This window comes from Streptomyces sp. WMMB 322 (assembly GCF_900090145.1).
Classification (GTDB): Bacteria; Actinomycetota; Actinomycetes; order Streptomycetales; family Streptomycetaceae; genus Streptomyces.
Map to the genome: position 1 here is coordinate 326,331 of NZ_FMHI01000003.1, position 12,674 is coordinate 339,004.

The 12,674-nt window shown below is 70.2% G+C and carries 8 protein-coding genes; 5 read left to right on the top strand and 3 right to left on the bottom strand.

The window, feature by feature from the left end:
* Window positions 1-264 precede the first annotated feature (264 nt).
* The 5 genes from H180DRAFT_RS07290 to H180DRAFT_RS07310 all read left to right on the top strand — a co-directional run bounded on the left by H180DRAFT_RS07290 (window position 265) and on the right by H180DRAFT_RS07310 (window position 8,682).
* The gene (locus H180DRAFT_RS07290; protein WP_055485144.1) at window positions 265-858 is read left to right on the top strand and encodes a lytic polysaccharide monooxygenase auxiliary activity family 9 protein; all 594 of its coding nucleotides are present in this window, start codon (window positions 265-267) and stop codon (window positions 856-858) included.
* Between the two features lie 259 nt (window positions 859-1,117).
* The gene (locus H180DRAFT_RS07295) at window positions 1,118-2,260 is read left to right on the top strand and encodes a winged helix DNA-binding domain-containing protein (RefSeq protein ID WP_055485292.1); all 1,143 of its coding nucleotides are present in this window, start codon (window positions 1,118-1,120) and stop codon (window positions 2,258-2,260) included.
* Window positions 2,261-2,668: 408 nt separating this feature from the next.
* A complete protein-coding gene (locus H180DRAFT_RS07300; protein WP_055485145.1) occupies window positions 2,669-4,639 on the top strand; it encodes a glycosyltransferase family 2 protein in 1,971 nt (656 codons plus the stop codon).
* Window positions 4,636-6,624 carry a radical copper oxidase GlxA gene (locus H180DRAFT_RS07305; RefSeq protein ID WP_055485146.1) on the top strand — a complete coding sequence of 663 codons (1,989 nt, stop codon included), beginning with the start codon at window positions 4,636-4,638 and terminating at the stop codon, window positions 6,622-6,624. Before H180DRAFT_RS07300 ends, H180DRAFT_RS07305 begins: the two co-directional genes overlap by 4 nt.
* Before the next feature lie 534 nt (window positions 6,625-7,158).
* Complete coding sequence (locus tag H180DRAFT_RS07310) at window positions 7,159-8,682, top strand: alanine/glycine:cation symporter family protein (RefSeq protein ID WP_055485147.1); 1,524 nt, start codon at window positions 7,159-7,161, stop codon at window positions 8,680-8,682.
* A gap of 157 nt (window positions 8,683-8,839) precedes the next feature.
* On the opposite strand, the gene H180DRAFT_RS07315 is transcribed toward H180DRAFT_RS07310, so the two are convergent.
* The 3 genes from H180DRAFT_RS07315 to H180DRAFT_RS07325 form a co-directional block, all read right to left on the bottom strand.
* Window positions 8,840-9,829: a glycoside hydrolase family 6 protein gene (locus H180DRAFT_RS07315; RefSeq protein WP_055485293.1), complete on the bottom strand. Its 990-nt coding sequence runs from the start codon at window positions 9,827-9,829 to the stop codon at window positions 8,840-8,842.
* A 330-nt stretch (window positions 9,830-10,159) separates the two neighbouring features.
* Entirely contained in the window at window positions 10,160-10,939 is a 780-nt protein-coding gene (locus tag H180DRAFT_RS07320) for an HAD-IIA family hydrolase (protein ID WP_055485148.1), read from the bottom strand.
* Between the two features lie 77 nt (window positions 10,940-11,016).
* The gene (locus H180DRAFT_RS07325; RefSeq protein WP_055485149.1) at window positions 11,017-12,651 is read right to left on the bottom strand and encodes an ROK family transcriptional regulator; all 1,635 of its coding nucleotides are present in this window, start codon (window positions 12,649-12,651) and stop codon (window positions 11,017-11,019) included.
* Between the last annotated feature and the right edge of the window lie 23 nt (window positions 12,652-12,674).

A 12,674-nucleotide genomic window follows, 5' to 3' on the forward strand; every position in this document is an offset into this window, starting at 1 on the left:
CGCCCCTCCCGCCTGCGTGTTCTTCGGCCGCCTCGGCGTCCGCCCGGCCCCGTCGCGGGCTTCCACCCGACCCGCTTTGCTCCTCCACCCTTCCGTCCTCGTGGCGGTCCCACGACCCCGGGTCGCGCATGGCCGTCGGCGAGTCTCCGCCCCCGCCCCGGAATTGGTCTGGACATGGCTGGACAGCCGCGCTACATTCACCGTCTGGTCTAGACCGTTGAACGTCATGTGCGCACTCCGCCCCCCACGAACACCTGGAGAGACATGCGCAAGAAAATCACAACGGCCGTCGTAGGGCTGGGACTTGGCGGTGCCGCCATGTTCTTCGCCGGCGGCCCGGCACAGGGGCACGGCTTCAGCACCGACCCCGTCAGCCGCCAGGCGAACTGCGCCGACGGCAAGGTCACCGGCTGCGGAGCCATCGAGAACGAGCCACAGAGCGTCGAGGGCCCGAAGGGCTTCCCCGAAGCGGGCCCCGAGGACGGCTCCATCTGCGCGGGCGGCAACGAGGGTTTCAAGCAGCTCGACGACCCCCGGGGCGGCGACTGGCCCGCCACCGAACTCGAAGCGGGCGCGGACCACACCTTCAAGTGGTCCATGACTGCGATGCATTCGACGACGGACTTCAAGTTCTACGTCACCAAGGACGGCTGGGATCCGGGCAAGAAGCTCACCCGGGCCGACCTGGAGCCGAAGCCCTTCCTCACCGTGGACATGAACGGTGAGAAGCCCCCCGCCGAATGGACCGGGAAGGGCAAGCTCCCGGAGGGCAAGTCGGGCCGGCACCTGATCCTCGGGGTGTGGACGATCGCCGACACCGCGAACGCCTTCTACTCCTGCTCCGACGTGAAGTTCTGACCGCCGGGTCCGCGGGCGCGGACGCCGCAGCACAGCGAGCCCCGTGAGCACCGCACGACCCGAGGACCTGGCGGGGTCCACGGGACCCGAATTCCCGGACGGCCCCACAGGAGGGGTCCGGCCCGCGCGCCCACGCAGCACGGACCGGGCCCCGCCGCCCCGCCGGGCCCCGCCGGGCCGCCCGGCCCTCCGGTCTCCGCGGCGAGCCGTGCGGCCCCGCCGCATGGCGTGGCCGCGTCCCGTCCGCGAGACTCCCCTCATGCACCCCGCCACCCTCACCGCCCGAGCGCTCGGCCGCGCCTACCTCGCGCGTCAACTGCTGGCCCAGCGGGAGGCGATGACGGCCCTCGACGCGATCGGACATCTGGTCGGCATGCAGTCGCAGGCGCCGAAGCCGCCCTACTACGGGCTCTGGTCACGGCTGGTGGACTTCCGCGCCGAGGAGCTGTCCGCACTCCTGCGCGAACGGCAGGCGGTTCGCGTCAGCGTCATGCGCGGCACCGTGCATCTGGTGACCGCGGCGGACTGCCTGCAACTGCGCCCGCTGACGCGCGTCCTGTACGAGGGCCTCCTGCGCAGCAACTACCGCACGCGACTGGCGGGCCTGGACCCGTGGGACGTCGCGGCCGCCGGTCTCGAACTCGTGCGGGAGGAGCCGCGCACGGCCCGCGACCTGGCCCGGCTGCTCGCCGAGCGGTGGCCCGGCCACGACCCGAACGCGCTGGGGCAGGCCGCCCGTTACCTGTGCGACGTGGTGCAGATCCCGCCCCGCGGGCTGTGGGGGCACTCCGGGCAGCCGACGTACGCCACCATCGAGTCCTGGGCCGGCCGGCCCGTCTCGTCCGATCCGTCCATCGATGCCGTGCTGCTGCGCTACCTGGGCGCCTTCGGGCCGGCGTCCGTCATGGACGCGCAGACCTGGTCCGGACTGACCCGGCTCGGCGAGGTCATGGAACGGCTCCGTCCGCAGCTGCGCGTCTTCCGCAGCGAGAGCGGACGGGAGCTGTTCGACCTGCCCGACGCACCACGTCCGGACCCGGACCTTCCGCTCCCTGCGCGCTTCGTCGCCGAGTACGACAACCTCGTCCTCTCCCACGCGGACCGCACCCGCGTGATCAGCGACGCCGCCCGCAGGATCATCGCCGCCCGCAACGGTCAGGTCCCGGGAACCGTGCTGCTCGACGGGGAGGTGCGCGGCACCTGGAAAGTGGAACAGCCGCGGAAGTCGGCGGTCACGCTCACCGTCACGCCCTTCCACCGCAGGCTGACGGACGGGGAGGAGCGGGCGCTGGCCGCCGAGGGCGAGGGCCTGATGACATTCACCCTGCACGGCGGCGCGGAGGGCGAAGCAGCTCCGGGAACGCAGGAGTTCACCGTCGTCTTCGCCGACCCGGCGGGCTGACCGGCCGGCCGGCCGACGGGCCTCGGGGGGCCGAGAACTACTCACGGATCACACACAACGTGTCCAGTTCGGTGACACCTCCGTCACAGAGAACCCGGAAAACACTCCGCATCCGGGACCAACTGCCCCTTATCGCCCTTGCGTTCGGGCCTCGAGTCGGAGAACCTACCGACGTCTTCGACCGTCGTGAAGCCCTGCCGAACGGCGGCCGCCAGGGGGCACAAGCTCAGCCCACGGGCCGCGCCCGAAGCTCCGGCCGGACGGCTTCCGCGGTCCGCTCCACGGAAGCGGGCGCCGCCCACGCGCAGTCCCTGCACGAAGCAGCCGACGCCTGCCGCGCCGGGGCCGCGGGAAAGGACGCGGGACGTACGACCACACGCAGCCTGCTGCGTTCAGGGGGAATGACCCATGACCTCGACCTGGTCCGGCGACAGCGAGCCGGAACACGAGCAGGCCGCCGACGACGACCCCACGCGCACGACGCAGCTGCGCATCCCCGCGCACATCAGGCAGCGGGCCAGAGGCACGCTCGGACGCGGACTGCGCTGGACGCCCGCAGAGCTGCCCCGCTACGACTACGAGCACTACAGCCGCCTCGCCGGACCGCTCAGACAGCCCGACCCCGGCAAGCCCTACCGCGTCGCCTACCGCAGCCTGCTCTCGGACGAACCCCACCGGATACGCGCCGCAACACTGCTCTGCCTGGCGCCGCTGCTCTCCGCCGGTCTCCTGGTGTGGCTCATGCAGCCGCAGCACTGGACGCGCCGCGACGACGGCGCCGTCTCCGACCTGGTGCTCAAGCTCGACATCGTGATGCTGGTCTCCATCGGCCTCATCGAGCTCTTCCGCACGCTCAACGTCCTCTCCAACGCGCACGCCACGCTCGTGGCCAGGGACCCGGTGCCCGTCGTGCCGGAGTCCGCCACCCGCGTCGCCTTCCTCACCTCCTTCGTTCCCGGCAAGGAACCGATCGAGATGGTGACGAAGACCCTCGAGGCGGCCGTGAAGATACGCCACCGCGGCCTGCTGCACATCTGGCTCCTCGACGAGGGCGACGACCCGGAGGTCAAGGCGGTCTGCCGCCGCCTGGGCGTGCACCACTTCACCCGCAAGGGCGTCCCCCGCTGGAACAAGAAGAAGGGTCCGCACCGGGCGAAGACCAAGCACGGCAACTACAACGCCTGGCTCGCCGCGCACGGCGACAACTACGACTACTTCGCCTCCGTCGACACCGACCACGTGCCGCTGCCCAACTACCTGGAGCGGATGCTCGGTTACTTCCGCGACCCGGACGTCGGCTTCGTCATCGGCCCGCAGGTCTACGGCAACTACGACAACTTCGTCACCAAGGCCGCGGAGAGCCAGCAGTTCCTCTTCCACGCCCTCATCCAGCGCGCCGGCAACCGCTACAGCGCTCCCATGTTCGTCGGCACCAGCAACGCCGTACGCATCAAGGCCATCAAGGCCATCGGCGGTCTGTACGACTCCATCACGGAAGACATGGCCACCGGGTTCGAGATGCACCGGCACCGGAATCCGGAGACGGGCCGCAAGTGGCGCTCGGTCTACACCCCGGACGTGCTGGCCGTCGGTGAAGGGCCCAACGCCTGGACGGACTTCTTCACCCAGCAGCTGCGCTGGTCACGCGGCACGTACGAAACGATCCTCAAGCAGTACTGGCGCGGTCTGTTCACACTGCCGCCCGGCAAGCTGTTCAACTACACCATGCTGATGATCTTCTACCCGATCTCGGCGCTCAACTGGATCCTCGCGGCGCTGAGTTGCGCTCTCTTCCTGGGAATGGGCGCCTCCGGCGTGCAGATCGACCCGACCATATGGATGGCCCTGTACGGCAACGCGACAGCGCTTCAGATCGGCCTGTACATCTGGAACCGGCGGCACAACGTCTCCCCGCACGAACCCGAGGGGTCGGGCGGCCTCGCGGGAATGCTCATGTCCGCGCTCTCCGCACCGATCTACGCCCGCTCCCTCTTCGACACGGTGCTGCGCCGCAAGAGCAAGTTCGTCGTCACCCCCAAGGGCGACTCGGCCAGCCCGGACACCCTCTTCGGCACCTTCCGCATCCATCTGTTCTTCATCCTCGTCTTCGGCGGCTCACTGGGCGGCTCCTTCTATCTGGGGCACGACCACCCGGCGATGCTCACGTGGGCGGCGCTCGCGCTGCTCATCACGGCCGCCCCGATCTTCGGCTGGCGCGTGACCGTACGCGCGGAGAAGAAGAAGCGGAAGCAGCGGCGCCACCGGCACCGGATGGGCGCTCCGCTGCCCCCGCCGGACGAAACCGCGCACGGCGGCGGCCTGCCGCACGCGCAGCAGCCCGTACCTCTGCAGACCGCCCCTGGGGGACGTGACAGATGAAGTTCCGACCGAGCCGTCGTACGCGCCGTACCGCGATAGGCGTGACCGTGGTGCTGGTGATCGCGGGGTTCAACGGCCCCGCGATATACGGCATAGCCTCGGAGAAATACCACGACTACAAGATCAACCAGCCCGAGTACAAGGCCGAGAACGGCCACTGGAAAACCGTCGACGTTCCGAAGAAGTACCGGATCAACACCATCCACGCGGCGCTTCTGCACACCGGGAAGGTGCTGCTGGTGGCCGGTTCGGGCAACGACGCCAAGCAGTTCAAGGCCAAGACCTTCCGAACGGTCCTGTGGGACCCGGTGAAGAACACCTTCAAGAACATCCCCACGCCCAACGACCTCTTCTGCGCGGGCCACACCCAACTGCCCGACGGGAAGCTGCTCGTGGCGGGCGGCACGCGGCGCTACGAGAAGCTCGGCGGCGATGTGAAGAAGGCCGGCGGCCTGATGATCGTCCACAACGAGAACCCCGACCGCGCCAAGACGCTCAAGGCCGGTACGCGCTTCACCGGCCGGCGCAACGGCAAGACCTTCGAGGCCAAGGACAACGTCCTGGTGCCGCGCGCCAAGAAGAAGGTGAACCCGGTCACCGGCGAGGTCGAAACCTCCCCCAGCGTCGCCCGCGTCTATGTGGAGGCGGCCCGGCGCGGCAAGAAGTACCAGACCGGGACCGAGGACAACTACCGCGTCAGCGGGCTGCGGGGCGCCGAGCGCAGAAACATCTACGGCATCGCGCAGAAGCTCTCCTTCGACAAGAAGGACTTCCAAGGAATCAAGGACAGCTACGAGTTCGACCCCGTCGCCGAGCGCTACATCAAGGTCGACCCGATGCACGAGGCCCGCTGGTATCCGACGCTGACCACGCTCTCGGACGGCAAGGTCCTCTCCGTCTCCGGTCTCGACGACATCGGCCAGGTCGTCCCGGGCAAGAACGAGATCTACGACCCGCGGACGAAGAAGTGGGAGTTCCTGCCGCGCAAGCGGTTCTTCCCCACCTACCCGGCGCTGCACCTCACCGACGACAACAAGATCTTCTACTCCGGTGCCAACGCCGGCTACGGCCCCGCCGACAAGGGCCGCACGCCCGGGCTGTGGGACCTGGAGACCAACGGCTTCCGCAAGATCCCCGGCATGAGCGACCCGGACAAGCTGGAGACCGCGATGTCGGTGCCGCTGCCGCCCACGCAGAGCCGCAAGTTCATGGTCCTCGGGGGCGGCGGCGTCGGAGAGTCGAAGAAGGCCAGCGAGAAGACGCGCATCGTGGACCTGAACGACCCGGACCCGCGCTTCCGGGACGGGCCCGACCTGTACGCGAAGGCGCGCTACCCCAGCAGCGTCATCCTGCCGGACGACAAGGTGCTGACCACGAACGGCTCGGGCGACTACCGCGGCCGCAGCGACTCCAACATCCTCAAGGCCGAGATCTACAACCCCGCCGACAACACGAAGAAGCCCGTGGCCGACCCGCTCGTCGGACGCAACTACCACTCGGGCGCCCTTCTCCTGCCCGACGGGCGGGTGATGACGTTCGGCTCCGACTCGCTCTTCGCCGACAAGGAGAACACCAAGCCCGGGACGTTCGAGCAGCAGATCGACATCTACTCGCCGCCGTACCTCCACACGAAGGGCGAGCGGCCGGAACTGAGGAACACCGAACGGGACGTGCAGACCGTGCGGCTGGGCGGGACGGCCGAGTTCAGCAGCGAGGACGCCGGTTCCATCGAGAAGATGCGGCTGATCCGGCCGGGTTCGTTCACGCACGTCACCAACGTCGAACAGTCCTCCGTCGCGCTGAAGTTCAAGAAGACCGCGGACGGTGTGACGGTGAAGCTGCCCGACGACCCGTCGCTGGTTCCGCCCGGCTGGTGGATGGTGACGGCCGTCGACGACAAGGGAAAGCCGTCGAAGTCCGTGTGGCTGAAGGTGCCCCGCTCGCTCACCGCCGATTCGCCCACGACGACGCCGCGCTCGCCGTAGGGCCGCCGCTCCGGAAGGGCGCAGAGGGTCCGCTCCCGCCGGCGGCCGGGCCGGCGGGAGCGGACCTGTCGCCGGCGGGGAGGACGCTCCGGTCCGGGGGCGGGGAAGACGCTCCGGCCCGGGGGCGGGCCCCGCAGAATCCGCCGGTGCGGACCGGCGCGGAGGGGCCGTTTTCCGTTACGGACGGTGACCGGTCACGTGCCCTCGGCGGGGCACCGGTGAGGTCTCCACAGCCGCTCGAAGGTGCGGTGCAAGCACCCCAGAATCATGACAAGATGCACCTTGTCCTCCCGCTCAGACAAACCTCAAGCAGCGGTAACAGTCGCATCAACATCACCTGATACGCGCCCTCGAGTGATCTACGCCACTTGACTCGGTCGCCATACGTGATACGAACTGGCAATCCCGAAATTGCCCGGCCTTTCCCTCTGCACCGCGAGAAGGCCGCGCAGCCGGGGACAACCTGCGCTCGGCACACCGCAACCCTGAGGCGTGTCCGCAGCCGTACCCCGCCCGAACCGCCGAAGGTGGCACATGTCGCTCGACTCCATGACGAAATCCGTCGATGAGGCCGTGAACCGCCTCTTCGACCCGGTCGCCACCTGGCTGAGCGACCTCGTCTTCTACGCAGTACCCGTGGCCGGCACCGAACTCCCGCTCATCGTGGCGTGGCTCGTCGTCGGCGGGCTGGTCTTCACCCTGTGGTTCGGTGTGATCCAGTTCCGCAAGTTCAAGCTCGCCGTCGACGTGGTGCGAGGAAAGCACGACGAAAACGACTCGCCGGGAGAGGTCAACCACTTCCAGGCCCTGACAGCCGCCGTCTCCGGCACCGTCGGACTCGGCAACATCGCCGGTGTCGCGGTCGCCGTGAGCATCGGCGGCGCCGGCGCGACGTTCTGGATGATCCTCTGCGGGCTTCTCGGCATGGCCACGAAGTTCGTCGAGGTCACCCTCGGCGTGAAGTACCGCGAACACCACGCGGACGGCACCGTCTCCGGCGGCCCGATGCACTACCTGCCCAAGGGCCTGGCCGAACGCTTCGGCAATGGGGGCAAGATCTTCGGCACGGTGCTCGCCGGGCTCTCCTCCGTCATGATCCTCTTCTTCGGTCTCTTCGGCGGCAACCTCTTCCAGATCAACCAGAGTTACGCGCAGCTCGCCTCCACCACCGGCGGCGAGGACGGCCCGCTCGGCTCGTCCGCCGGCGCCCTCACCTTCGGCGTGCTGATCGCCATCCTGGTCGGCGTCGTCCTGATCGGCGGGATCAAGTCCATCGCCTCGGTCACCAGCCGCCTCGTACCGGCCATGGCCGTCATGTACATCCTGGCCTGCCTGACGGTCATCCTGTGGAACGCCGACCAGGTGCCGAGCGCAGTCGTCAGCATCATCGACGGAGCCTTCGACCCCGAAGGCGTCGCGGGCGGTGTCATCGGCGCCCTGATCATCGGCTTCCAGCGCGCCGCCTTCTCCAACGAGGCCGGTCTCGGCTCGGCCCCGATCGCGCACTCCGCGGTGAAGACCAAGCACCCCGCCAGCGAGGGCCTGGTCGCGCTGCTCGAGCCGTTCATCGACACGGTCATCGTCTGCACCATGACCGCGCTGACCATCGTCATCGCCAAGCCCGACAGCTGGAAGGTCGGCAAGGAGCCCGAGGGCGTCACCGTGACCTCCGACGCCTTCGGGACCGTACTGCCCTGGTTCCCGACCCTGCTGACGATCGCGGTGCTCCTGTTCGCCTTCTCCACAGTGCTGACCTGGGGCTACTACGGCCTCAAGTCCTGGTGCTACCTCTTCGGGAAGAGCAAGACCAGCGAGACGATCTTCAAGGTCCTCTACAGCCTGTTCGCGGTGGCGGGTGCGGTGCTCTCCCTGGAGACCCTCATCAGCATGGCCGACGCATTCCTCTTCATGCTGGCCGTCTTCAACATCATCGGCCTGTACCTGCTCGCCCCCGTCGTCAGGCGCGAACTCGGGTCCTTCGTCGCACACGTCCGCGGCGAGGCGCCCGGGAAGGCGGGCAAGCCGGCCGCGGAGGAAACCCCCGCTGCCCCCAACTGAGGCCTCACGGCTCACACACCTCGGCCCGCACCGGCGGAGAACCGGTGCGGGCCGAGGTGTGTCCGTGTCCGTCGGGGCCGCTCGGGCCCCGCGGCGGGGGCCCCGGCCGAACCGCTGCCCCGCGGCGGGGGCCCCGGCCGAACCGCTGCCCGGCCGGTCAGTCCCCGGCGTTGCGGGCCAGGTCCAGTGCGTACCGCGGCCACCACCGGCCCGCCTTCGGGCCGCCCTTGCACTCGCCGTCCGACTCACCGGGGCGCTTGATCCACAGATAGCCGTCGACGATCCGGTCGCCCGTCTTCGTCGTCGGCGCCTCACCGAGCGCGCGGCCCTTCGGGTTGCACCACGCTTCCTCGTCGGCGCCCGCGCCCTCGACCGGACCGTTGCCGTTGCGGCTGGTGTCGATGACGAACGGCTTGTTCCCCACCATGGGCGAGAACTTCTTGCCGTAGGCAGTGTTCGACGCGGTCGTCTGATAGTTGGAGACGTTCAGGGAGAAGCCGTCCGCGGCCCCGATGCCGGCGCGCTTCATCGGTTCGACGAGCGCACCCGGGTCGCGCACCCAGTCCGGGTTGCCCGCGTCCAGGTAGACCCGCACGTCCGGGAGGCCCTGCAGCTTGCCGACCGCCTCGTTGAGCAGCTGGTACCGCTCGTCGACGTACTTGGCGGGGGTGCAGCCCTTCGTGAGCACGTGCGGAACGGCGTCCGGCTCCACGATCACCGTCGCCGGGCGCTTGCCGATGCCCTTCATCACCTCGGCCAGCCAGGCGCGGTACGCCGCGGCGTCCGCGGCGCCGCCCTTGGAGTACTGGCCGCAGTCGCGGTGAGGCAGGTTGTACAGGACGAGCAGCGCTTCGCGGTCGGCCTTCTCCGCGGCCGTCGTCACCTTGCGCGCCTGCCCCTGCGGATCGTCCGTACCGATCCACTCGGCGACCGGCTGCGCTGCGATCCTCCGCATCAGCGACGCCTGCCGCTTCTTGCCGTCCTTGCGGTAACTCTCCGCCTGCCGGGCCGCGTTGCCGTCCGGGTCGACCCAGTACGGCGTGACGGACCTGGGCCGCTGTGCCACGCCGCCCGAACCCTCTGCGTTGCCGTCGTCGCCCGTGCCGGCGCCCGAGCCCGAGCCCGACGAGCATCCGCTCAGCAACAGGCCGGCGAGCGCCGGCGCGCAGACGGCGGCGGCGCGGGAACGGACGGGGCTGCGGCGCGGTCGTTCGCCGTGGCCGTCCGTTCCGCGCCGGAGAACGAACCGGAGAACGCAACTGCCTCTGCCGTGCATCGACTTCCCCCTGGGTGGGCCTGCCCCCTCGGCAGGCGCCCGGAACCGGAGAGCCATCGTGTCACAGCGGCCACACCGGCTGCCGGAGTCTCAACCGGCTGTTACAGCGCCGTTCTTCGCGTGGACGGACAGGGCGCGCGTGGTGGTGTGCGCTTCGTGCTTCGGGGCGCCGACGAGGTCCGGTCCGCCGGATCCCGTACGTCAGATCCGGTCGACGAGGTCCGCGATGGATTCGACCACGTTCGACGCCCGGTACGGGAAGACATCGACCTGGTCCGGCCTGGTCAGCCCCGTCAGTACCAGGAACGTCTCCAGACCGGCCTCCATCCCGGCCCGCACGTCCGTGTCCATCCTGTCGCCGATCATCGCGGTCGTCTCCGAGTGCGCCCCGATCGCGTTCAGACCCGCCCGCATCATCAGCGGGTTGGGCTTGCCCACGAAGTACGGCTCCCGCCCCGTCGCCCTGGTGATGAGCGCGGCGACCGAACCCGTCGCCGGCAGCGCACCCTCGGCGGAGGGGCCGGTCTCGTCCGGGTTGGTCGCGATGAAGCGGGCGCCGTCGTTGATCAGCCGGATGGCCTTCGTCAGCGCCTCGAAGCTGTACGTGCGGGTCTCGCCCAGCACCACATAGTCCGGTTCGGAATCCGAGAGCACGTACCCGATGTCGTGCAGCGCCGTCGTCAGGCCGGCCTCGCCGATCGCATACGCGGTGCCCCCGGGACGCTGGTCGTCGAGGAACTGGGCGGTGGCCAGCGCCGACGTCCAGATGTTCTCGGTCGGGACGTCCAGTCCTATCCGGGCCAGACGGGCATGCAGATCGCGCGGCGTGTAGATCGAGTTGTTCGTCAGCACCAGGAAGGGGCGGCCGGACTCCTTCAGACGCTTGATGAACGCGTCCGCACCCGGAACCGGGACTCCTTCGTGCATCAGCACACCGTCCATGTCGGTGAGCCACGACTCGATCGGCTTTCGCTCTGCCACGTGACGGCTCCTGCCAGGGTTCGGATCGGCCAGGTTTCGAATAGGCGTGCCCGCACTCCCGAGCGCCCCGCTTCACCCTAACCGCCGTTCGCCGGCGCCCCCGGGGCGCGGCCGAACAGCGGAGCGAGGACGAGCTGCGCGGCACCGTCGGCGACGCTACGGGTGCCCTCCGGGGCCAGCTCCACACGAACGGCGCGGCCGCCGCCACCCGCCACGTCCCGAGCGGCACCCGCCACGCCCGCGGCACCGCGCAACTGGGCCGCGACACCGTCGACGTAGGCGTCCGGTGCGGCCAGGACCGTGCGACCGCCGAGCAGCACGCGGTCGACGCCGAGGAGACTGACGAGGTTGGCGGCCCCCACGCCCAGCACGCGGGCCGCCTCGTCCGTCCTGCCGTGCCGCACGGCCTCCAGGCACAGCGCCTCCAGACAGCCGTTCCGGCCGCACCGGCACGGCGGCCCGTCCAGCTGGACCACCTGGTGCCCGAACTCCCCCGCCCCGTTCCGGCCTCCGCGGTGGATGCGTCCGTCCAGCACCAGTCCGGCGCCCAGGCCCGTACCCAGATGCAGGTAGGCCAGCGACTCCTTGCCGCGCAACGCGAGCCCGAGCGCGGCGGCATCGGTGTCCTTGTCGACGACGACGGGCAGGCCCAGGCGCCTGGCCAGGGCGTCCCGCAGCGGGAAGCCTGCAAGCCGCGGGGCCCCCGTGACGTCGCGCAGCACTCCGCGGACGTGGTCCAGCGGGCCGGGCACGGCCACGCCGACACCGACGACGCTGCCCCAGCGGCTGCCCGCGCCGGGCGGCAGGCCGGCAGAGTCCGGCGCCTCTGCCGCTTCGACGGACTCTGCTTCCGCGGCCTCGGCTTCTGTCACCTCTGCTTCCGCGCCCTCTGCTTCTGTCACCTCTGCCACTGCCGCGGCCTCCGCCTCGGCTCCCCCCTCCGGCTCGGCGGTGCGGTCAGCGGGCCGCCCGGGCTCCGGCGCCCCCTCCCCTTCTTCTGTTTCTGCTGCCGTCTTCCCCGCGGGCTCCGCGGCAGGACCCGGCCCGGGCTGCGGTGTGGCCCTCCCGGTCTCCTCGTCGCTCCACAGCTCCCCCTCCTCCGCGACGGCGCGCCTCGCCTCGTCCAGGGCGGCGCGCTCCGCGGCCGGGGCGGCCGCAGCGGGAGTCTTCGCGCGGCGGCCCGTCCACTCCTCGCCCGCGGGAGCCCGCTGCCAAACCTCCCCGCCGGTGGCTCCTTCCGCGCCGACGCCGCTCGTACCACCGGCGCCCAGGGCCGGAAGCCCCGAGCGGACCAGGTCGTGAACCGCCGATTCGACCGCTTCCAGCAGCGACTCCGTACCGGCGCCCAGGTCCAGCGGGGCGCTGTGGCCCGCCACGACACCGCCGGAGAGGTCGACGAGCACGGCGGTCAGCCGGTCGCGGTCGAGGTGTATCCCCACCGCGTGACGCGCACCCGGCGCCAGCCGAAGCACCGTGCTCGGCTTGCCGCCCGTCGAGGCGCGGCGGCCGGAGTCGGTGACGAGGCCGTGGGAACGGAGCCGGGCCGTGATCTTGCTGACCGCCTGAGGGGTGAGGCCGGTGCGCCGGGCCAGCTCGCTGCGGTTCGCGCCCTCCTGGCCGGCGAGGCGCAGCAGGCCGAGGACGCGGGCGGCGTTCCTGCCGTACGGGACGGCGAGGCCGTTGCCACTGCTCGGAGCGGGTTCGCTGCTCATGTCCCCATTGTCCGCCGGGCTTG